The following is a 21,827-nucleotide window of genomic DNA, read 5'->3' on the forward strand; positions in this document are numbered from 1 at the left end:
AGTGACTGCCGCTTGAATGGTAATCCCACGCTGCCGCTCCAAAAACATGGTGTCCGTCCTCGTTGTCCCTTTTTCGACGCTCCCCGGTTCTGAAATGGCTCCGCTGGCATACAGCAGGCTTTCTGTCAGTGTCGTCTTGCCCGCATCTACATGGGCAAGAATCCCGATATTGATAATGTTCATGTCTATCCTCCATACAAGGCCCAAAAGGGCGCAAAAATCCCCAGCGGCAAATACTTTTACCGCTGGGGATCATGACTTCGGATACATAGAAACGCATTCAGCTAACATGAGCCGTTATCCGTCACGATATTTGATAAAAAGGCAAAAGCATTCTTAAATTGGGTACAAAAACCAAGCCCCTGCAAGGGGCAATTATTTTTGTGCCCATTATCAAATTTTATTTAAGAATACCTTGCCGCATGTTGAATAGACTCCTCAAATCAGGATGACAGCAGTATAGCATAGCACACTCTAAAATGCAAGAAGTTTTTACCCGCTGTCCCAAATAAATCAGGAGGGCATTCACCGGGACACCCTCCGATTTGGGGCCTCATGCGCAAATAATTTCTGTGTCCACGATTTCCGCCGCACACGCCCGAATATTGTTAGTCCCTCTGCAACTCATACCACAGACCGTTGCCCTCGTCAAAGATGTACTTTTCCATGAAATTACCTCCATTTTTTGTGATTATCGTGCGCCTACCCTTATTTTTGACCTTGCACCCCATTTCTGCTCCTTTTCGACCTGTTCCTGCTGGTAAGCTGCCTCCAGTATCCTGTCCGCCTGTTCCGGGCCAATGGCCCGTCTGACCCGCTCATAGTCCCTGACTTGCCCTTTCAAGCCGTCCCTCTCGGCACAAACCTCATAAATCCTGGCTGACAGGGAGCCGTTCTTACTGACCTCACGATCATAGGCGCTCTGCAACCGCTCAAACTTGCTCTTGAGGTCGAAGTAGGCCCGGTAGACGGAGCGCAGCACCTTGACGATCTTCTCCCAAAGGGGCTTGGCCTTTTTCTCCCGGTAGGACTTGGCCGATTCCAGCGGCCCCGCCTCCGGCAGCGTCCGCTCCGGGTCGTCGGAGAAGTCCGCCGCCAGTTTCTCCATGCCCTTGAGCAAGGGCGCTACATCGTCCAGCTTAGCCCTGGCCTGGGCCGCTTTCTTCTCAGCTGATGCTGCCTCCTTATTCTTTTTGTCGGCCTCAACCTGGGCCAGCGCCGACACCTCTTGAAGCTGTGCAAGCCGTTCCTGCTCACGCTCCGTCTTGAACTGCGTAACAGTCAAATGTTCTTCGGAACTACCACGTTCCCCACGCTCTACATCGTCATAGCCAGCGGAGCGCATATGCTCAAAGAAATCATCTTGCAGGACACTGTACGACTTTCGTAGAACGGGTTTGCCCTTAGCTGTGCGTAACGGCTCCCCGGTAGTTTCGTCCAGAATGGGCTTGGACGCCCACTTCTTGCTCATGCTCACCTGCATGATCGTTTCCTTGACCTTGCCCACCAGGGACTTGTCCTTGCACCGCTTTGTCCAGCGTATCTCCTTCTCCACTACCGGGATATAAACCACATGGAGGTGGTAGTGGTACACGTCCTCCCCCAGCGCCTCGGACATGGCCCGGTTGCGCTCGTCAGCGTGCATGACCGCCGACAAAATATACTGCTCTCCGCCCACGATTTTGATTGCGGCTTTATAGGCTTCGGTGTAAAATTGTTTTGCGAAGTCATACCCGCCGTGATTGTAGAAGTAAGCGGAGTTTACATCAAAGACCAACTCACCGTATCGAAAGGCATCCTCCTTGATGCCACGGGTGGAGATCACGCCGTCGGCCTCCATTTGAGCAAACATCTCCCGATACCCGGCAGACGGGGTTTTGAAATGGACATTGAGCGGCGTCCGCTCCAGTACAATGTCCTGATTGACATAGGAATCCTTCTCACGCTCGTTGTGCTGCTGGGTGTTACCGATCTTGGTTTCGGTCAGCCTCATATTTCTTGCGTTGGTACGGTCAATACCGTCGCCTCTCGCCATAGGCAAAAATCCTCCTGTTTCAGATGTTGGGTTGTTGAAAGAGGACGGGGGTTCGGGGGAGGCACTTCCTGCAGGAAGTGTAATAACCCACTATGACACTTTCATCCCTTCGGTCTGCAAAGTGTCGTGGGCTCTCCGAGGGGGTGTGGGGGCTTTGCCCCCGGCAACTGCGGTTGCCTCCCCCAGCAGGGCCGCCCTTTGAAAAGGGCACCCTGCACCCCGCCTAAACTTTGCTGCTCCCCGTGACAGCCGTGACGACCGTGACGATGTTTCAGACACCGCCGCCACTCTCAAAAAAGCCGTCACAGCCGTCACGGTCGTCACGCCTGGGACGGTTCCAGCGTCAGGCTGATACTTCTCCCGGCGTGGCTCCTGCTGTTCTCATAGCGGATGTGGTAGTCTATCAGCAGCTTCCCGGCCCGGACGTTTAGCCGCATCGCCAGGGCGTTGGGCTTCATGTCGGTCTGGAGCGCCGCTACCAGCTCGGTGGCCGTACCACCCCAGGTCGGCTTCTCCGCCGTCACAAGGGCGGCTATGGCCTCCAGCACCGGGTCGGGCGGCTCTGTCCATGCCTCCGTTTCCGTACGCTCCAGCGTCCATATCAGCCGTTCCTTGTCCCTGGTAAGATAGAATCGCTGGTCTTGCTGGTCACGCCCGGCCACGTCCAGAACGGCGCTGCCGTCTGTCCGCTTCTCCTTTTGAAGAAGAAAGGCCCCGTCCGCCGCTCCCAGCAGACCGTTGGTGCCGGAGATCATATCGAATTTGTCATCTGCCTGTTGCTTTCGAGTGTGGTGTACCAGCAGGAGGCAGACGCCGCAATCATCGGCAAGGCGTTTCAGCTTACCCACCACCTCGTAATCGTTGGCGTAGCTGTACTTATCCCCACCAGCCTCCCGGATTTTCTGGAGGGTGTCAATGATAATCAGCTTGGTGTTCGGGTGTTCCCGGACGAACTTCTTTAGCTGTTCCTCCAGGCCAACGCCAAGCTGTTTGGCGTAGACCGCAAAGAGCAGATTGTCGGTGCCCTCTGTGCCGAACATTCGGTATAGCCGCCCCTGCAAGCGGCGGTGGTCGTCCTCCAACGCCAGATAGAGGACAGTCCCCTTGTGGACAGGGTAGCCCCACAGGGGGAGGCCCATGCTGACATGGTAGGCAAGCTGGGCCATCAGGAACGACTTGCCCACCTTGGGCGCTCCCGCAAAGAGGTACGTCCCAGGGTAGAGCAGACCGTCTATTACGGGCGGTCTGCTCTGGTAGATGTTCTGGTAAAGGTCGTTCATGGAAACTGTGTGGAGGTAGGCTGGGTCGTTCATGCGCCGCATATCCCGGAGCATTTCCTCTAAATCTTTCTCTTGGGGGTTGTTTTCAGCCGTTTCCTCTGCTATACTTTGGGTAGTTGTTTGAGAATTGGGCTGTTCCCCGTCTGCGCCAACAGACGGAACCGGGACAGTCCTTTTCGTTTCTCTGGAATCCATCAATCTATCAATCCTCCTTCATGCCGCCCAGCGTCACTGAGATAAGGTCAATGGTGGCGAGAAGTTCATCCCCCACGTCGCCCCCGGCCTCAATGCGCCGCAGTTCCCCCAGGACGGCGGCGAGTTGGTCACGCAGGGCCTTGTAGACCCTGGGATTGCCCTGCACCACCACGGCCCGGTCTAAGAGCCGCCGGGTGATGTAGTCCTGCTTCGTCAGGCCAGAGAGCCGCACAGCGGCGTCAATCTGCTTGTTTTCCTCCGGGGATACCCGGAAGGCCACGGTCTTGTTCCTCCAGCGGTTGTGAGTGTCCAAATTCTTAGCTGACATTACGCTCCCATCCTTTCAAAGTCCAATTTGTCTGCCATTTCCGTCTGCTTGGACGGAAACAGGTGGGCATAGCGATAGGTGATCTCGATACTCTCATGCCCCACACGGTCAGCAATCGCCACAGCGGAGAAGCCCATGTCAATCAGAAGTGAGATGTGCGAATGCCGGAGGTCGTGGATTCTGATACGCTTGACCCCTGCCGACTTCGCCCCTCTGTCCATCTCATGGTGGAGATAGCTTTTCGTGATGGTGAAAATGCGCTCCTTCTTCTTGATACCGTAGAGCATCCCCAGGTAATCCTTCATCTCGTCACAGAGGAAGTTGGGCATTTTAATGGTGCGGTTGCTTTTCTTCGTCTTTGGCGTGGTAATGACGTCCTTGCCGTGGAGCCGCTGATAGGACTTGCTGATTTTCACCGTCCCGGCCTCAAAGTCAAAGTCTGCCGGGGTCAGGGCCAGCAGTTCCCCCTCCCGAATACCACACCAGTAGAGCATTTCAAAGGCGTAGTAGGAAACGGGCTTGTCCATCATGGCATCTGCAAACTTCTGGTACTCCGCTTTCGTCCAGAACAGCATTTCCTTCCGTTCCTCTGACCCCATGTTCCCAGCCTTGGCGGCGGGATTGGAGCGCAGCTCATAGAAGCGGACAGCGTGATTGAAGATGGCGCTAAGCTGGTTGTGCAGGGTTTTGAGGTAGGTAGCCGAGTAGGGCTTGCGCTTCTCGTCCCGGTAGGCCAGCAACTCGTTCTGCCATGCGATCACGTCCTTGGTGGTGATCTCGCTAATCTTCCGCTTGCCAAAGTAGGGCAGAATTTTCTTCTGGATGATGTTCTCCTTGGTCAGCCAGGTGTTCTCCTTGAGCCGGGGTTTCATATCCTTGGTGTAAAGCTCGGTAAAGGCTTCAAAGGTCATATCCAGGTCGCCGGAGGTCTGCATCTGGAAACTGCGCTCCCACTCCTGGGCCTCCCGTTTGGTGGCAAAGCCACGCTTGCACTTCTGTTTGCGCTCCCCCGTCCAGTCCTGATACCGCACCATGACGTACCATGTTCCTCTTGCTTCGTCCTTAAAGACTGGCATTTAGTTCCCTTCCTTTCTGGCCCCGTAGAGCCGTTCGTTGAAATACTGGCGGTTGACCCGCCCTGCGATGGTGATGAAGCCCTTGTCCTTCAATTCTTCGTTGAGCTGCCGGATGAGTTTATAGGCGTAGGGCTTCGATACACCCAGCTCGTCCGCAACTTCTTCCGCCCGGATGAATCTGTTCTCCATATGGATTCCTCCTTTCTTTTGATTTAACGCTATTTGCTTAACGTAGTCCTATTATACTAACTCTATTCCGTTATGTCAAGACCTTCCAACGAGAAAATATAAACAAATTTATTTATTTTTCTCTTGACTGGTCTAAACATATCTGTTATACTTCAAGTGTCCCCATTACATAGATTGGAGTTGGCAGTTATGGCGATTGGTGAACGTATTCGTTTCTTCCGCAACATGAAGGGCATCACACAGAAGTATCTTGGCATGGTGGTGGGTTTCCCGGAACGCTCCGCCGATGTGCGTATGGCACAGTATGAAACCGGGAGCCGCACCCCCAAGGCCGACCTGACAAAGACCCTGGCTGACTTCTTTGATATTTCCCCTGATGCCCTGACCGTCCCTGACATAGATACCGACATCGGCCTGATGCACACCCTCTTTGCTTTGGAGGATATTCGGGGGCTGACTATTGGGGAGATTGACGGCGAGGTTTGTCTGCGTCTGGACAAATCCAAAGGCAAGACCTATGCCAATATGCTTGATATGCTGTCCGCCTGGGCGGAGCAGGCCAAGAAGCTGGAGGCCGGGGAGATCACCAGGGAGGACTATGACCGCTGGCGGTACAACTACCCCAAGTACGACACCACCCTGCGGTGGGCAAAAGTTCCCTCACAGGAATTGAGTGATTTCCTGGTGGATGCACTCAAAGATAGCCCCGATACTGATGAATAGACAGCAAAAGCCCTTACCGACGTTGCCATCGGTAAGGGCTTTCTAATATGGTTGTCCTCACTTATAAGCCGCAAAAGAACATTCTTTACCCGCAATCCACTGGGGATACAGAATGATACGGCCTATGGGGAGCGTTATCAAATCGTTATCAAAAGAGAGATATAAAACCGCAAAATCGTTGTGCCGCAACGGGTTCGGAGTTTCAAAAACTCACTCCCACTCGATGGTTGCGGGGGGCTTACTCGTGATGTCGTAGACGATGCGGTTGATGCCTTTCACCTCGTTGACGATACGGGTGGAGATGCGATCCAGCACATCGTAAGGAATACGAGCCCAATCAGCGGTCATGAAGTCGCTGGTAGTCACCGCACGGAGAGCCAGGGTGTAGTCGTAGGTGCGGCCATCGCCCATGACGCCCACAGAGCGGGTATTGGTGAGCACAGCGAAATACTGGTTGATGTTCTTGTCCTCACCGGCGGCGGCGATCTCCTCCCGGTAGATGGCGTCGGCCTCCCGCAGGGTGTCCAGCTTCTCCTTAGTCAGGTCGCCAATCACACGGATGGCCAGGCCGGGACCCGGGAAGGGCTGGCGCATGACCAGATACTCAGGCAGGCCCAGCTCACGGCCCAGCTGACGAACCTCGTCCTTGAACAGCAGCCGCAGAGGCTCGATGATCTCCTTGAAGTCCACATAGTCAGGCAGACCGCCCACGTTGTGGTGGCTCTTGATGACAGCTGCATCACCGGCGCCCGACTCGATCACGTCGGGATAGATGGTGCCCTGCACCAGGTAGTCCACCCGACCGATCTTCTTGGCCTCTTCCTCAAAGACCCGGATGAACTCTTCGCCGATGATCTTCCGCTTGCGCTCCGGCTCAGACTCGCCGGCCAGCTTCAGCAGAAACCGGGCCTCGGCATCCACCCGGACAAAGTTGATGTCCCAGCGGGCAAAGGCGGCCTCCACCTCGTCGCCCTCGTTGAGGCGCATGAGGCCGTGGTCCACAAACACGCAGGTAAGCTGCTTGCCAACCGCCTCGGCCAGCAGAGCGGCGGCCACGGAGGAGTCCACGCCGCCGGACAGGGCCAGCAGCACCTTACCGTCCCCTACCTTCTCCCGGATCTCCCGGATGGCGGTATTCTTATAATCTCCCATGGTCCAGTCGCCGGTGGCACCGCACACCTCATAGAGGAAGTTGCGGATCATATCCACGCCGTGCTCAGTGTGGTTCACCTCAGGGTGATACTGCACGCCATAGAATCCCCGCTTCTCGTCGGCAATAGCCACGTTGGGGCAGGCGTCAGTGTGGGCGGTCAGGGCAAAGCCCTCGGGCACCTTGGCCATGTAGTCCCCGTGGCTCATCCAGGAGATACCCTTCTCCGGCAGGCCCTTGAAGATCTTGCAGGCGGTATCATAATAGGTCTCGGTCTTGCCGTACTCTCGGGCAGTGTCCTCCTGTGCGGCAGTGACCTGGCCGCCCAGAGTATGGGCCATGAGCTGGCAGCCGTAGCAGATGCCCAGCACGGGCACGCCCAGCTCGAAAATGGCGGGATCCACGTGAGGGGCCTTCTCGTCATAGACGCTGTTGGGGCCGCCGGTGAAGATGAAGCCGATGGGCTCCATGGCCTTCAGCTGCTCCAGAGGGGTGGTATAGGGCTTGACCTCGCAGTACACCCCGCACTCCCGGACCCGGCGGGCAATGAGCTGGTTGTACTGCCCGCCGAAGTCCAGCACGATCACGGTCTGATGGGACATTCAGGTTCCTTCTTTCTGTGAAATCTATGGTTACTCGGATCAAAGTCAAAATTTTTACGGTTTAGGATATCACATTTTCCCCGAAAACGCAAGGTTTCCGAAAGAAAAGCCGCCGGACTCTCTGGTCCGGCGGCTCTGTTCAGGGCTGCATTTCCGTTCCGCCCCACTCTACGGCGGTAAAGCCTACCCGCTCCGGGGCAGTAAGGCTCTGAGGCTCCACCTCCACCGGCTCGTCCAGGCCCTGCCAGGCCATGAACACGCGAATGAGGGTATCCGGGGCCGGGTCAATGGTCAGCACAGCGCTCTCGGTGTAGGCCTCCTGCTGGAAGGAAATCAGGTTATAGGCGTTTCCCTCCATCTTGGGCAGCCAGTAGATGATAAATTCGTTGGCCTCTTTTTCCGTCAGTCCCAGGTCGGCCAGCGCTTCTTCCAAAAAAGCGGCGGTGTCCGCTCCCGCTACACAGAACCCAGTGGAGAAATCATACTCTGTGTCCGCCTCACCCTCCCAGAACAGGCAGTAGTACTGCCGCCCAGTGTCCGGGTCAGTGAGAGTACCATCCGGGGCTGCATCCACTGTCCAGCCATCCTCATAGGAGGGGTAGGTGGAAGTAAGCCGGACGTCATAGTCCAGCTTGACGTTTACCCGGGTCTCCTCCTTCGGGTAGAGGTAGATCACCGGCTTGGCCGCCGGAACTCCCCTCCCACCAGGATCACCGCCGCATCCGGCCAGTCCCGCAGCCAACAGGGTCGAAGCCAGCATCAGCAGCAGCCATTTTTTCATCGCGCTACCTCCGTACCTCCCCACTCCACGGCGGTAAAGCCTACCCGCTCCGGGGCAGTAAGGCTCTGAGGCTGCACCTCCACTGGCTCGTCCAGGCCCTGCCAGGCCATAAATACCCGAATTAGAGTATCCGGGGCCGGGTCGATGGTCAGCACAGCGCTGTCGGTGTAGGCCTCCTGCTGGAAGGAAATCAGGTTATAGGCGTTTCCCTCCATCTTGGGCAGCCAGTAGATGATAAATTCGTTGGCCTCTTTTTCCGTTAGGCCCAGGTCGGCCAGTGCCCCCTCCAGAAAAGCGGCGGTGTCCACTCCCGCTACACAGAACCCGGTGGAGAAATCATACTCTGTGTCTGTCATGCCCTCCCAGAACAGGCAGTAGTACTGCCGCCCAGTGTCCGGGTCAGTGAGGGTACCGTCCGGGGCCGCATCTACCGTCCAGCCGTCCTCATAGGAGGGGTAGGTGGAAGTAAGCCGGCCGTCATAGTCCAGCGTGACGTTCACCCGCATCTCCTCCTCTGGGTAGAGGTAGATCACCGGCTTCTCCGAGGTCGCTTCCATGATACACCCGGACAGTCCCACGGTCAGAAGGCCCGCCGCCAAGGCTATCGCCAACCATCTGCGCATAAAAACTCCTCCTTTCAAATTCTGTCCTACCTATTATAACAGACGAATTTGAAAGGAGGAAGTTCCCAATTTATTTAGATCTGGGTAATATCGATAGGCCGCAGGTCAGAGGAACGGCCCTGGGTACGGACGGTGAGCATAGCCCGGGCGGTATCAATGGCGGTGATACAGGCCACGGAGTGCTCCACGGTGGAGCGGCGGATGCGGAAACCGTCGGTATCGTGGCGGCGGCCCCGGGTGGGCGTGTTGATGACCAGGTCCACGGTGCCGGAGGCGATCATGTCCAGGATGTTGGGGTGAGCCTCAGAGACACGGGCCACCTTGCGGGCAGGGATGCCGGCGGCGTTGAGGGCGTCACAGGTGCCGCTGGTAGCCAGGATCTCGATGTCCATGTCGGCAAAGCCCTGAGCGATGCCGATGAGCTCGCCCTTGTCCTCGTCCTTGACGGTGACGATGATGCGTCCGCCGCTCTTGGGGGCCTTCATATTGGCGCCCTTGAAGGCCTTCAGCAGGGCCTGAGGGAAGGACTCAGCCAGACCCAGGCACTCGCCGGTGGACTTCATCTCAGGGCCAAGGCCGGTATCCACGTCGGTGAGCTTCTCGAAGGAGAAGACCGGCATTTTGACCGCGTAGTAGTCGGCTTCCTTATAGATGCCGGTACCGTAGCCCAGGTCCTTCAGCTTCTGGCCCAGCATGACCTTGGTAGCAAGGTCGATGATGGGTACGCCGGTGACCTTGGAGATATAGGGGATGGTCCGGGAGGAACGGGGGTTGACCTCAATGACATACACAGTGTCGTCATAGATGACGAACTGGATATTCACCAGACCCACCACACCCAGCGCCTTGGACAGGTCGTAGGTGTAGCGATAGATGGTATCCTTGTGCTTCTGCTCGATGTGGATGGGAGGATAGACGGAGATAGAGTCGCCGGAATGGACGCCGGCCCGTTCGATGTGCTCCATGATGCCGGGGATCAGCAGATCCTCCCCGTCGAACACGCCATCCACCTCAACCTCACGGCCCATGAGGTACTTGTCTACCAGGATGGGATGCTCCTGCTCCACCTGGTTGATAATGCGCATGAACTCGATGATGTTGCGGTCGTTGTAAGCGATCTCCATGCCCTGGCCGCCTAGCACGTAGGAGGGACGCACCAGCACAGGATAGCCCACCTCGTGGGCAGCCTCCAGAGCCTGCTCAGTGGTGAACACGGTCTTACCGGCGGCACGGGGGATGTTGCACTGGTTCAGGATCTCGTCAAACCGCTCCCGGTCCTCAGCGGCGTCCACGCCGTCAGCAGAGGTGCCCAGAATGGGCACGCCCATGTCGGTGAGGGCCTTGGCCAGCTTGATGGCGGTCTGGCCGCCGAACTGCACCACGGCGCCCCAGGGCTTCTCCAGCTCTACAACGGCCTCCACGTCCTCGGCGGTCAGAGGCTCAAAGTACAGCTTATCGGCCACGTCGAAGTCGGTGGACACGGTCTCGGGGTTGTTGTTGATGATGATGGTCTCATAACCCAGGCGCTTGAAGGCCCAGACAGAATGGACGGAGCAGTAGTCGAACTCGATGCCCTGGCCGATGCGGATGGGACCGGAGCCCAGCACCAGCACCTTCTTTCGAGGCTCGGCAGGCCCGCGGCGGTGGGGTTCGGCCGTATTGGCAGACAGATAAGGGGCCTCCGGGATATGGGGGGCCAGCTCACCCACGTCGGGCAGGTTCAGCTCCTCAGCCGCCTCGTTCTCCTCGTCGTAGGTGGAGTAATAATAGGGGGTCTGGGCCTCAAACTCAGCGGCGCAGGTGTCCACCATCTTGAAGGCGGGCACGATGCCGTAGCTCTCACGCAGAGTCTTGATCTCTCCCCGCTCCTTGCCGGACAGGGCGGCAATCCAGGCGTCGGAGAAGCCCATCTCCTTGGCCTGCCGCAGGGTATCGGCGTCCAGATGGCCGTGGTCCAGCCGGTCTTCCATGTCCACGATGGCCTGGAGCCGGTCCAGGAACCACAGGTCATACTTGGTGATCTTGTTGATCTTCTCGGGAGAGAAGCCGCGGCGGAGTGCCTCCGCCACTACAAACAGCCGCTGGTCGTCGATGTTCACCAGACGGTCCTCGATCTCCTCGGTATACAGCTCGTCCAGGCCGGGCAGGCGGAGGGACTTTACAGGCAGTTCCAGGGAACGGATGGCCTTCATCAGGGCACCCTCGAAGGAGTTGCCGATGGCCATGACCTCGCCGGTGGCCTTCATCTGGGTGCCCAGGGTGCGACTGGCGGTGGTGAACTTATCAAAGGGCAGACGGGGAATCTTGAGCACGCAGTAGTCCAGAGTGGGCTCAAAGCAGGCGGTGGTCTTGCCGGTCACCGCGTTGGGGATCTCGTCCAGGGTATAGCCCAGAGCAATCTTGGCCGCCACCTTGGCGATGGGGTAGCCGGTGGCCTTGGAGGCCAGAGCGGAAGAGCGGGACACACGGGGATTGACCTCGATAACCGCATACTCAAAGGAGTCGGGATTCAGAGCCAGCTGCACGTTACAGCCGCCCTCGATCTCCAGGGCGGAGATGATATCCAGAGAGGCCTTGCGGAGCATCTGGAACTCCTTGTTGGCCAGAGTCTGAGTAGGAGCCACCACGATGGAGTCGCCGGTATGGACGCCCACCGGGTCCACGTTCTCCATGGAGCAGATCTGGATCACGTTGCCTGCGCCGTCCCGCATGACCTCGAACTCGATCTCCTTCCAGCCGGAGATGCACCGCTCGATCAGGACCTGACCCACGCGGCTCAGGTGGATGCCACGGTCAGCGATCTCCCGCAGGGACATCTCATCATAGGCAATGCCGCCGCCGGTGCCGCCCAGGGTGTAGGCAGGGCGAACAATAACGGGATAGCCGATGGACCCGGCAAAGGCCACGGCATCCTCCACGCTCTCCACCACGTCGGAGGTGACACAGGGCTGGCCGATAGCCTCCATAGCGTCCTTGAAGCCCTGGCGGTCTTCCGCCTTACGGATGGACTCGGGGCTGGTGCCCAGCAGCTTGACGCCATACTGCTGCAGGATGCCCTGCTCATGCAGGTTCATGGCCAGGTTCAGGCCGGTCTGGCCGCCCAGGGTGGGCAGGATGGAGTCAGGCCGCTCCTTCTGGATGACCTGCTCCACGCTGGCGATGTTCAGCGGCTCGATATATACATGGTCTGCGATGTCCTTGTCGGTCATGATGGTGGCCGGGTTGGAGTTGACCAGCACCACCTCCACGCCTTCCTCTTTCAGAGCGCGGCAGGCCTGGGTACCGGCGTAGTCAAACTCGGCGGCCTGGCCGATGACGATGGGGCCGGAGCCCAGCACCAGCACTTTTTTGATATTCGGATTCTTAGGCATTACCGATCCCCTCCCTTCATGCTGTCCACAAAGCGGTCAAAGAGATATTCCGTGTCCATGGGTCCGGGAGAGGCCTCGGGGTGGAACTGGACGGTGAAGCAGTTGGGCCGCTTGTACTTCAGGCCCTCCACGCTGCCCTCGTTGACGTTGACGTGGGAAATCTCCGCCACAGCGGGGTCCACACTCTCGGCGGTGACCACATAGCCGTGGTTCTGGCTGGTGATAAAGGCCCGGCCGGCAGCCAGATCCTTTACCGGGTGGTTGCCGCCCCGGTGGCCGAAGCGCATCTTCCGGGTCTCGGCGCCGGTAGCCAGAGCCAGCAGCTGGTGGCCCAGACAGACGGCAAACAGAGGCATCTTGGACTCGTAGAGCTTGCGTACCTCTTTAATGATCTCCACGTTATCCGCGGGATCGCCGGGGCCGTTGGACAGCATCACGCCGTCAAAGCCGCCGGTGAGGATGGTCTCCGCAGGGGTGTGGGCGGGATAGACCGTCACCTGGCAGCCCCGCTTCTGGAGGCAGCGGATCATATTCTCCTTCACGCCGTAGTCCATCAGAGCCACCCGGAACTGCTGAGCGGTGAGGGCGGGATAGACCTGAGCCTCCTTGCGGGTCACCTTCTCCACGGTGCCCTCCACCCGGTAGGCGCGGATGCGCTCCAGGCACTCCTCTACATGAAAATGCTCCGCACAGGTGATCATGCCATTCATGGTCCCCTGACTGCGGAGTATTCTGGTCAACGCCCGGGTATCCACGCCCTCGATCCCGGTAATATCATACTGCTTCAAATATGCGTCCAGCTCACCCTCGCAGCGGAAATTGCTTCCACGACGGGACAGATGACGGACAATAAATGCCTCCGCCCAAGGACGGGAGGACTCGTTATCCTCGTGGTTCACGCCATAATTACCAATGAGGGGATAGCTCATCACAATACCCTGTCCTGCATAGGAGGGGTCGGTCAAAATCTCCTGGTAGCCGGTCATGGAGGTGTTGAACACCATCTCGCACACCCGGTCTGCCGAAGAGCCGATGCTGACGCCCTGGAACATTGCGCCGCTCTCCAAGATCAAGGTCGCTTTCATCTCCTGCATCACGCCTTTCCCTTAATTATCTTTTTGAGTATACCCGAAAAAAATTCCTCTGGCAACCGACTTTTTCCTCTTTTTGAAAAATCGGAAATTTGGACAAAAAACGAAAAATTTCCGTGGATTTTTCCGCTCTTCAAGCCCAGATAATCAAAAATATTTTGTTTCCAACCATATTTTTATTTAGGTATTTTTTCTCAAAATTCATTTGGGATTACCGAATAATCCTTCGCTGACAGGATATTGCTTTATGAAAAAAACTGTGCTACTTTAAGACTACACAGTGAAGTTTTGCCCCAGAAAGGAAAGGAGAAAATTCTATTATGAGACAAAGCAGACGATTTTTGGCGGCTGCATTGGCAACGGCAATACTCCTTACCGTTCCTGTCTTTGCGGCAAGCACGGACGGCTTTAAAAACTTTCAGCCGGTCAACACCTATACCTCCGGTACCTTCCGGGACGTACCCGCCTCCAGCTGGTACGCGGAGAGCGTAGGAGCGGCCTATGAGCTGGGCCTCATGCAGGGCACCGGCAAGGGAGAGTTTGAGCCAGGCATGACCATCACCCTGGCTGAGACGGTGGCTCTGGCTGCACGCATCCACAGCATCTATCATACCGGAGCGGCGGAATTTGCCCAAGGCTCCCCCTGGTACCAGGTCTATCTGGACTATGCCGGAGAAAACAGCATCTTCACCGCAGAAGCCGCTACTTCCCCAAAGGCCTACGCCCACCGGGATCAGTTCGCTGCCATTTTGGCCAGCGCACTGCCTGCGCAGGCGCTGGAGCCCATCAACACAGTGGACGACGGCATGATCCCAGACGTGCCGGAGGGAGCGGCCAACTATGACGACATCTACCTTCTCTACCGGGCAGGCGTGCTCACCGGCAGCGACGGAAAAGGCACCTTCCACCCGGACACCGCCATTGACCGAGCCAGCGTAGCCGCCCTGGTCACCCGGCTGGTGCAGCCTGACCTGCGGCAGGCCATCACTCTGGAACGGCAGGAGGGAGACGAACGGGTATCCCTGGATCAGGACAGCCTCACCCTCACTGTGGGGGACAGCGCCCGGCTCACCGCCACGGCGGAACCAAAGGAAACAGCCTTGACCTGGACCAGCTCGAACCCCACCGTAGCCACTGTAGACGGCAGCGGAACGGTCACCGCCCTGGCGGCGGGTACCGCTACCATTATGGTTCGAACCGAGACCGCTTCCGCCGCCTGCCTGGTCAGGGTTGAAAATGAGCTGATCCCCGCCACCGGCGTGGGCATCTCCATCCGTCAGCTGGATCTGGACACGGGTGAGTCCTTCCGCCTTACCGCCGCCCCCATCCCCGGCAACGCCAGTAACAACAGCGTATACTGGGAGATCACCTTCCCCTCCGGCGGGGTCCAGGCGGTCTCTCTCCAGATGAATGAGGACCAGTCCTGTACCGTCACCGGCCTGGAGCCGGGCACTGCCACGGTGCGGGCCGTCATTGCCGGAGCGGGGACGGAATCCTGCACCGTTACCATCCACGACCCGGCAGAGGACCGTCCTTCCGCCGGTCTGCCCTTCTCCAAGCCTTTCCAGGCCTATGGCAATTCTGCATGTCCCCAGGTAGACGGTGCCTGGGTGGTCTGCCTGGAGGACGAGGCTCAGAACGCCCTGTGCGTCGACAACCCCAGCCAGCCTCACATCCCGTTCATCCCCTACTATTATGCCTGGTACTTTGACGCCGGCATGGACGGCCCGGTGGGGGCGGATGTGAACTACTCCGCCTCTCGGCCGGACGTTCTGAAGGTGGACCGGGACTTTACCGAGGACCGCAGCGCCGCCTTTGTGGTCACCGCCCTGTCCCCCGGTCGGTGTACCGTCACTGCCGAGGCCGACGGGGGAATCGTCACCATGGACTTTCTTGTGCCCGACACCAGTCTGACAGTGGCAGAGGCCAGTATGGACCGGCAGTTTGGCGGCTATCTGAGCGACACGATTACTGCTGGCGGTGTGACTCTCCGGAGCCAGTTTACCTTTGCTCTGACGGACTATGCGGATGACTTCGCCACCTATACGGTGACCCTCACCACCGACGGCCAGGTTCAGGCACCCGTCCAGCTGGCCCGGCTGACCCTCCAGACGGAAGACACCACTCAGGAGGTGGGCATCCTCACCGTGGACACGGCGCATGACGGCGACGGCGCAGTTCACACCTTCCAGGTGCAGGTGCCCCGTGGTATGAGCGGGACTTTGTGCCTTACAAAAGGATAACGGATCAAAAACAGAAGGGTCCGGCACCATGGTTCCGGCCCCGTCTGTTTTTTATGTCAATTCTATGATGACCAACAACCGCGGATTATAAAAACGGGGAACCCGGGTGCTCTCCCGGGCCAGTCCCCGGCTGACGATCAGAGTAGTGCCTTCCAGATCATATTCGCCGCCTGCGTACTGGGGAAAAATCCCCTGGTTGGGGGCAATGAGGCCGTTGATGAGGCCGGGCAGCCGCCACTGGCCTCCGTGAGCATGGCCCGCCAGCACCAGATCAAAGCCCCGGCCGGTATAGTCCTCTACCCGCTCAGGCCGGTGAGTGAGCAGGACGGAAAATACGTCCTCCTCCAGCGCTGCGGTGACAGTCTCCAGCTGCGCCTGCCAGGCCCGCTCCCCCACGTTGGGGTCATCGACCCCGCAGATCTGAATGGTCTGCCCTGCCGCTGTCACCAGCGCGGACTCCCCCTCCAGGATCACTGCGCCGCATTGGCGGAGCTCCGCCTTGATCTCGTCCACCCGGCCGCTCCAGAATTCATGGTTGCCGGTCACATAATAGACCGGCCACTGCTCCGCCAGCGCTTCCACGGTGGCCAGAGCCCGTTCCTCCGGCATGCGGGTTTCGTCGTCCACAATATCGCCGCTGAGGACCACTAGGTCAGGCTGCTGGGCTGCCACCGCGTCCAGCAGTTCCCGCTGGCCTTCTCCATAGTAGCAGCAGTGCAGATCGGTGAGCAGCGCCAGGCGAACCGGGCCGTCCACCTTCCCGCTCTCTATCGTATATTCCCGCACAGTCAGTTGGGAGTCCAGACCGGCCCACACCAGCAGGCTGGCCGCAATCCCGCCTGCCAGCAGCAGCGTTTTGCTTCTTTTTTTCAAGGAATGCTCCTTTCTTTCCGATCACAGCCGCATAATGGCGGCCTCCCAGGCCATACTGAATCAGTAAGCCCACGTTTGGGGAGGTCTGTTATGGTCATCGCCTTTCTGCGCACCATCATTCTGTATGCGTTCATCATTGCCGGTATCCGGCTCATGGGCAAACGGCAGGTAGGAGAACTGGAGCCCTCTGAGCTGGTGCTGGCCCTGCTTATCGCCGACCTGGCCGCCGTGCCAATGCAGGATTTCGGCATTCCCCTGCTCACTGGCCTCATTCCCATCCTTACCCTGCTGTGCATCACCATGGCCCTGTCGGTGCTCACCATGAAGAGCGTCCGGTTCCGGGCGGTCCTCTGCGGCCGGCCCAGCGTCATCGTGGAAAACGGAAAGCTGAGGCAGAGTGAAATGCGGAAAAACCGCTTTACCCTGGATGAGCTGATGGAGGAACTGCGGATGAAGGGGATCACCGATCTGACCACCGTAAAATACGCCATTCTGGAGACCAATGGACAGATCTCCGTCCTCCCCTACGCCGCCCAGCAGCCGGTCACCGCCCAGCAGATGGGCCTGAGGCCACAGGAACCGGGCCTGCCCATGGTCATCATCAACGACGGCCGGGTCATTACCCGCACCCTCCACAGCAGGGGGCTCAACGAGGAGTGGCTGGAAAAGCAGCTGCATCAGCATCACGTCCAGCGGACGGAGGATGTGTTTCTGCTGACGGTGGACGAAGAAAACACCGTCTATCTGGCAAAGAAGGAGGCGAGCAAGTGAAGCGCTTCTGGATCGCGCTGCTCCTTTTGGGGGCCATCTTTACCGGGACCCTGTTTCACATCCGTTCTCTCCACGGCTTCACCGATACCCTGTCCGCCCTGCTGGAACAGGCCGACGAGCTGGCGGCGGCAGAGCAGTGGGATCAGGCCAGGGACCTCACCGTCCAGGCTAAGGACACCTGGGGAGATCGGGACGTTTACCTCCACGTCCTCCTTCGCCACGCCGACACCGACAGCATTTACGCCGGATTCCGGGAGACCCTGGCTCTGCTGGACAGTCAGGAGTACGGCGAGTACGCCGCCGCCAACGCCCGGCTGGTCACCCAGATCCAGCTGCTCTATGAGGCGGAGCAGCTCACCTTAAAGAATATTTTTTAGCGGGAACGGCAGCCGTTCCCGCTTTTTTAATAGCCCCGCAGAGGCGCGGAGCCGTCGTCCTCACCCTTCTCGATGGAGAGGATTTTGGCATCGTAGCCGAAGCTGTCGTTGACCTGAATATGTACGGTCTCCCCCACCTTGCGGCCCAGCAGGGCTTTGCCTACCGGGGACTCCTTGCTGATCAGGCCGTGGAGGGCATCCTGCCGCATGGTGGTCACCACCTGGTAGGTCTCAGTGTCATCCTCATCCTCCAGATAGACCGTCACCTTGTCGTACAGGTTCACGCCGTCAGACACCGGCTCCTCCCGGAACACCCGGGCGGTGCGGATCATGTTCTCCAGATAGCGGATACGGCCCTCGTTGCGGTTCTTCTCCTGCTTGGCCGCCTTGTACTCAAAGTTCTCGCTCAGGTCCCCGAAGGCCCGGGCCTCCTTCACCGCCTCCAGCAGCTTGGGCCGGAGCTGGATCCGACGGTAGTCCAGCTCCTCTTTCATCATCTGAAGGTCCTTTTTTGTCAGTTCGTCGTGCATCAGGCATCTCTTTTCTTTACTTGGATTGATTGGGCCGGAATTTCCGGGGTTCCTCCCCCCGCAGGATCCGACCCAGTCCATGATAGTGACGGCTCACCATCAGCACCGTTAGTGCCAGGGTCAAAGCGCCTGCCTCCCAGCTATGGAAGAGGATGGACAGGGGCAGAAAGACGGTAGGGATAACCGCCGCTCCCAGAGGCAGCCAGCCGGTGATGACCGTCACGCCCAGGCCGGTGAGGCAGGCCGCCGTTCCCCACAGCGGAGAATAGAGGATCAGCCCCGCGCAGGTGACGGCCACGCCCTTACCGCCCCGAAACCGCTGCCAAAAGGGAAAATTGTGGCCCAGGACCGCCCCAAGGCAGGCCCACAGCAGGGCCAGCCGCCCCAGAGCGGCTCCGAACAGCAGCCAGGCCGCCAGGCAGGCCAAAGCGGTCTTTAAAATATCTCCCAGCAGCACCAGCAGCCCCCACCGCAGTCCCAGCTCATGGGACAGGTTGGCCATGCCCGGATTGCCGGTACCCAGCCGGGCGGCGCTTTCTCCGGTGCGCTGGCGTGCTACCAGCTCCCCGGTGAGAAAGCAGCCAAACATATATCCGATCACAAGGCAGATGATCCGTTCCACAGCAAGCACCTCTCGCTTCTGATATGGTGCCAGTTTGCCCCAAAACGGCGGTTTTAGCCCTCCTGGTCCTTCTTGTGGGCGGCCTGGCCCCGACGGATGGCCTCCCGCTCCCGGGCAAGCTCCTCCCGCAGCTGTAGGGAGTTCCACGTCCCGTTGGTGGGGGTGAGCACCGCCTTGAGGCCCACCCGAGGGATCTTGTTCCGCCGGAATCCCTGGAGGAAGCGGTCCAGCAGAGGGCCGGTGCAGTTGACCAACAGCAGCACCTCGTCAGTAAAGGGCTCCCCTGCCCAGGGGCTCTCCGGCGTCTTGCCCTCCACCAAGTCGTTCAGGGTCAGGCCATATTCGGCAGGCTCCACCAACCGGGCCCGCAGACCCAGCGGCAGGCACATGCGGCGGATCTTCGCGCCCTTTTCATTATTCAGATTATACAGTAATACCATAGGATGGTTCATAGAAAAATCCTCTTTTCCGTTCAGTGGTAACAGTCTATATTGTACCCGTCCGCTCCCCTGCCGTCAACAATTTCAGCCCGTCCTTGCAAAGGCCGGGTATTTTGTGGGATACTAAGGAAAAGGAGAGGATCGCATATGAAGATCGCCATTGTCACCGGCGCATCCTCCGGCCTGGGGCGCTCCTTTATCCGTGAGCTGGACAAACAGGGCGGACTGGACGAGATCTGGGGCGTGGCCCGCCGCCGGGAGCGGATGGAGGAGCTGGCCGGTGAACTGGCCACCCCTATGCGCCCGCTGGCCCTGGACCTGACCAAAATGGAGAGCGTGGAGACGCTGCGCGCCCTGCTGAAGGAGACGGGGGCCGACGTGCGGGTGCTGGTCAACTCCGCCGGCTTCGGCAAGTTCGGCACCTACGCCGACATGACCCTCCAGGAGACGGCAGACATGATCGACCTGAACAGCCGGGCCGCCGTACTCCTCACCGCCGCCGTCATCCCCCATATGAGCCGGGGAGCTCGCATTCTGGAGATCTGCTCCTCCGCCGCCTTCCAGCCTCTGCCCGGCTTCAACGTCTATGCCGCCACCAAGGCTTTCCTGCTGCACTACAGCCGGGCCCTGCGGTGGGAGGTAGCGCCCAGAGGCATCAAGGTGACGGCGGTATGTCCCGGCTGGATCAAGACGGAATTTATGGATGTGGCCAAGGACACCAAGAACGGCCGCACCGTCCGCAGCTACCCCTTCGCCCTCAGGCCGGAGACGGTGGCCCGGCGGGCTCTGCGGGACAGCCAGGTGCTGGCCGTCACCACCTGCGGCCTGCCCGCCCTGGTACAGCGGACCGCCAGCAAGTTACTCCCACACTGCTTCATCATGGCCTGTTGGGAGAGTCTGCGCCGGATCTGAACACTATAATACAAGGGACGCTCCGTCTGTTGGAGCGTCCCTTATATTATTATTTACTTTTGGATCGCACCGGTATTCAGGTAGTCCGTGATGCCCTGGGTGATACCCTCGGCCAGCTTCTGCTGGTAGGCATCCGACTTGAGCCGCTCCAGCTCCTCTACGTTGGACATAAAGCCGCACTCCACCAGCACCGCCGCCATGTTGGTCTCCCGCAGTACCACAAAGTTGGCCGATGCAATGCCCCGGTCAATGGCTCCGGTGGCCGCGCACACTGCGCTCTGTACCGCCTGGGCAAAATTCTTACTTCTGGTACTGGTGGGATAGTAATATGTGTACAGCCCCTGGAAGGTGGGTACAGTGCCCGAGGCGTTGATGTGGATACTGACGAAAAGGTCGGCATTCACCGAATTGGCCAGTTCACTGCGCTCATACAGATCGCCCGCCGTCTCCCCCGTCCGGGTCATCACTACGTTGTAGCCCGCCTTCTCCAGCTCGGTCTTCAGCTTATTGGAGATAGCCAGGGTCAGATCCTTTTCGTAAATCTTGGTGCCGCTGGCGTCGGGATACACCGCGCCCAGTGTGGTACCGTCATGGCCCGGGTCCACCACGATGGTGTACTTGTTGGGGTTCAGATTATAGTCCGGGGTCTCCGGCTCCTCCGGCGCCGTCAGGACGGCGCGGATGGCATTGGCACCCGATGTCACGCTGACATTTTCCGCATAGCTGGCGCCGCTTTTCAGATCCAGCACCACCCGGAGCGTATGGGGATAGCTGTAGCCCAGATCATCATCATGCTGGAGATAGCGGATTGACGAGATCGTCTCGCTGTCGGCGGCAATGGTCACCGTATTCTCTACCGCCTCGGCACAGTACGCGCCCAGCACGTCGATCACCACCCGGTCACCCAGGTCGATGACCCGGTACTCCGGCGTATGGTCGGTGGTGATGGTCACCACCTGGGTACTGGCGGAGAAGGAAATATCGGTAACCACACCCTTATCCGCATTGGCGGGAGGCACCGGGGTGGGACTGGGGGTGGGGTCAGGCGTAGGAGTGGGAGTCGGGGTAGGCGTAGGGGTGGGCGGTGTAGGAGACGTGATGACGGCGGTAAAGGTGGCGCCGTCCCAGGCTACCTCCGCCCCCAGCTGCTCGGAGACGAACCGAAGGGGCACCATGGTGCTCTCCTTCCCATCCCACTTTACCACTCCGGCGGGCACACCGTCGGGCAGTTCCACGCTCTGGCCATTCACCAGCGCGGTGGCCGAACCCAGGGTGAGTACGATGGTGCTCTCCTCCCGCATCAAAATCGCCTGCCGGGTCTCAGGCACCCAGGTCACAGTGGCTCCCAGAGCCTCGGCAATGAGCCGCACCGGCACCAGAGTACGTCCGTTCTTCCCTTCCGGATACTGCACCAGAGCAGGCACATCCTCCGGGGTGAGGGCCGCACCGTCCAGAGTCATATTGACCCGGTCGGTCTCCACCAGTTCACCATAACGTCCGGTGGTTTCATCATAAAAATAAACGGAAAGGGTACCAGCAGGCCCGGCGGCCACAATAGGTACCATTCCGATCAGCAATACGATCACTAAAAGCAGGGAAATGGCCTTTTTCATAG

The 21,827-nt window shown here is 58.9% G+C and carries 21 protein-coding genes; 5 read left to right on the plus strand and 16 right to left on the minus strand.

Annotation, left to right across the window (positions count from 1 at the left end):
• From ACTNB1_RS06225 to ACTNB1_RS06250, 6 genes are all read right to left on the minus strand, one after another.
• Positions 1-183: GTP-binding protein (locus tag ACTNB1_RS06225; RefSeq protein WP_441168399.1), on the minus strand; the 183-nt coding region annotated here is incomplete at its 3' end.
• Positions 184-691: 508 nt separating this feature from the next.
• The gene (locus tag ACTNB1_RS06230) at positions 692-2,035 is read right to left on the minus strand and encodes a plasmid recombination protein (RefSeq protein WP_036376036.1); all 1,344 of its coding nucleotides are present in this window, start codon (positions 2,033-2,035) and stop codon (positions 692-694) included.
• A 320-nt stretch (positions 2,036-2,355) separates the two neighbouring features.
• Positions 2,356-3,510 carry a helicase RepA family protein gene (locus ACTNB1_RS06235; RefSeq protein WP_031583915.1) on the minus strand — a complete coding sequence of 385 codons (1,155 nt, stop codon included), beginning with the start codon at positions 3,508-3,510 and terminating at the stop codon, positions 2,356-2,358.
• A gap of 7 nt (positions 3,511-3,517) precedes the next feature.
• Positions 3,518-3,838 (minus strand): plasmid mobilization protein, encoded by a 321-nt coding sequence (locus ACTNB1_RS06240; RefSeq protein WP_019541684.1) that lies wholly within the window; start codon positions 3,836-3,838, stop codon positions 3,518-3,520.
• Entirely contained in the window at positions 3,838-4,914 is a 1,077-nt protein-coding gene (locus tag ACTNB1_RS06245; protein ID WP_019541685.1) for a site-specific integrase, read from the minus strand. The genes ACTNB1_RS06240 and ACTNB1_RS06245 overlap by 1 nt, the downstream gene beginning before the upstream one ends.
• Positions 4,915-5,103 (minus strand): helix-turn-helix transcriptional regulator, encoded by a 189-nt coding sequence (locus ACTNB1_RS06250; RefSeq protein ID WP_016412724.1) that lies wholly within the window; start codon positions 5,101-5,103, stop codon positions 4,915-4,917.
• Positions 5,104-5,292: 189 nt separating this feature from the next.
• On the opposite strand from ACTNB1_RS06250, the gene ACTNB1_RS06255 reads away from it, so the two are divergent.
• Entirely contained in the window at positions 5,293-5,826 is a 534-nt protein-coding gene (locus tag ACTNB1_RS06255) for a helix-turn-helix domain-containing protein (RefSeq protein WP_019541686.1), read from the plus strand.
• A gap of 210 nt (positions 5,827-6,036) precedes the next feature.
• On the opposite strand, the gene guaA is transcribed toward ACTNB1_RS06255, so the two are convergent.
• From guaA to ACTNB1_RS06280, 5 genes are all read right to left on the minus strand, one after another.
• Positions 6,037-7,578 (minus strand): glutamine-hydrolyzing GMP synthase, encoded by a 1,542-nt coding sequence (gene guaA, locus ACTNB1_RS06260; protein ID WP_441168400.1) that lies wholly within the window; start codon positions 7,576-7,578, stop codon positions 6,037-6,039.
• Positions 7,579-7,717: 139 nt separating this feature from the next.
• Positions 7,718-8,359 (minus strand): hypothetical protein, encoded by a 642-nt coding sequence (locus ACTNB1_RS06265; RefSeq protein WP_441168401.1) that lies wholly within the window; start codon positions 8,357-8,359, stop codon positions 7,718-7,720.
• Positions 8,356-8,982 (minus strand): hypothetical protein, encoded by a 627-nt coding sequence (locus tag ACTNB1_RS06270; protein WP_441168402.1) that lies wholly within the window; start codon positions 8,980-8,982, stop codon positions 8,356-8,358. The genes ACTNB1_RS06265 and ACTNB1_RS06270 overlap by 4 nt, the downstream gene beginning before the upstream one ends.
• A 74-nt stretch (positions 8,983-9,056) precedes the next feature.
• On the minus strand, positions 9,057-12,353 hold the full coding sequence (gene carB, locus ACTNB1_RS06275; protein WP_441168403.1) for a carbamoyl-phosphate synthase large subunit: 3,297 nt from the start codon (positions 12,351-12,353) through the stop codon (positions 9,057-9,059).
• Positions 12,353-13,438: a carbamoyl phosphate synthase small subunit gene (locus ACTNB1_RS06280; RefSeq protein WP_441168404.1), complete on the minus strand. Its 1,086-nt coding sequence runs from the start codon at positions 13,436-13,438 to the stop codon at positions 12,353-12,355. Before ACTNB1_RS06280 ends, carB begins: the two co-directional genes overlap by 1 nt.
• Positions 13,439-13,764: 326 nt before the next feature.
• Between ACTNB1_RS06280 and ACTNB1_RS06285 the strand changes: the two genes are divergently transcribed.
• Positions 13,765-15,687, plus strand: coding sequence for an Ig-like domain-containing protein (locus ACTNB1_RS06285; protein WP_441168405.1), 1,923 nt, complete (start codon positions 13,765-13,767; stop codon positions 15,685-15,687).
• Positions 15,688-15,738: 51 nt separating this feature from the next.
• On the opposite strand, the gene ACTNB1_RS06290 is transcribed toward ACTNB1_RS06285, so the two are convergent.
• Complete coding sequence (locus ACTNB1_RS06290) at positions 15,739-16,560, minus strand: metallophosphoesterase (protein WP_441168406.1); 822 nt, start codon at positions 16,558-16,560, stop codon at positions 15,739-15,741.
• Between the two features lie 90 nt (positions 16,561-16,650).
• Here ACTNB1_RS06290 and ACTNB1_RS06295 point away from each other — a divergent pair, with 90 nt between their 5' ends.
• On the plus strand, positions 16,651-17,331 hold the full coding sequence (locus tag ACTNB1_RS06295) for a DUF421 domain-containing protein (RefSeq protein ID WP_441168407.1): 681 nt from the start codon (positions 16,651-16,653) through the stop codon (positions 17,329-17,331).
• Positions 17,328-17,708, plus strand: a complete 381-nt coding sequence (locus ACTNB1_RS06300) for a DUF4363 family protein (protein WP_441168408.1) — start codon at positions 17,328-17,330, stop codon at positions 17,706-17,708. Before ACTNB1_RS06295 ends, ACTNB1_RS06300 begins: the two co-directional genes overlap by 4 nt.
• A 26-nt stretch (positions 17,709-17,734) precedes the next feature.
• On the opposite strand, the gene ACTNB1_RS06305 is transcribed toward ACTNB1_RS06300, so the two are convergent.
• The 3 genes from ACTNB1_RS06305 to ACTNB1_RS06315 are packed head-to-tail and all read right to left on the minus strand — an operon-like array spanning position 17,735 to position 19,312.
• The gene (locus tag ACTNB1_RS06305; RefSeq protein WP_441168409.1) at positions 17,735-18,238 is read right to left on the minus strand and encodes a GreA/GreB family elongation factor; all 504 of its coding nucleotides are present in this window, start codon (positions 18,236-18,238) and stop codon (positions 17,735-17,737) included.
• Between the two features lie 16 nt (positions 18,239-18,254).
• The gene (locus ACTNB1_RS06310) at positions 18,255-18,860 is read right to left on the minus strand and encodes a glycerol-3-phosphate acyltransferase (RefSeq protein WP_441168410.1); all 606 of its coding nucleotides are present in this window, start codon (positions 18,858-18,860) and stop codon (positions 18,255-18,257) included.
• A gap of 53 nt (positions 18,861-18,913) precedes the next feature.
• Positions 18,914-19,312, minus strand: coding sequence for a DUF3783 domain-containing protein (locus ACTNB1_RS06315; RefSeq protein WP_441168411.1), 399 nt, complete (start codon positions 19,310-19,312; stop codon positions 18,914-18,916).
• 135 nt (positions 19,313-19,447) lie between these two features.
• Between ACTNB1_RS06315 and ACTNB1_RS06320 the strand changes: the two genes are divergently transcribed.
• Positions 19,448-20,212, plus strand: coding sequence for an SDR family NAD(P)-dependent oxidoreductase (locus ACTNB1_RS06320; RefSeq protein ID WP_441168412.1), 765 nt, complete (start codon positions 19,448-19,450; stop codon positions 20,210-20,212).
• Positions 20,213-20,265: 53 nt separating this feature from the next.
• Here ACTNB1_RS06320 and ACTNB1_RS06325 read toward each other — a convergent pair whose 3' ends face one another.
• Entirely contained in the window at positions 20,266-21,825 is a 1,560-nt protein-coding gene (locus tag ACTNB1_RS06325; RefSeq protein WP_441168413.1) for an N-acetylmuramoyl-L-alanine amidase, read from the minus strand.
• Positions 21,826-21,827: the final 2 nt, after the last annotated feature.

This window comes from Flavonifractor sp. HCP28S3_F3 (assembly GCF_052065355.1).
In the GTDB taxonomy this organism is placed as follows: domain Bacteria; phylum Bacillota; class Clostridia; order Oscillospirales; family Oscillospiraceae; genus Flavonifractor.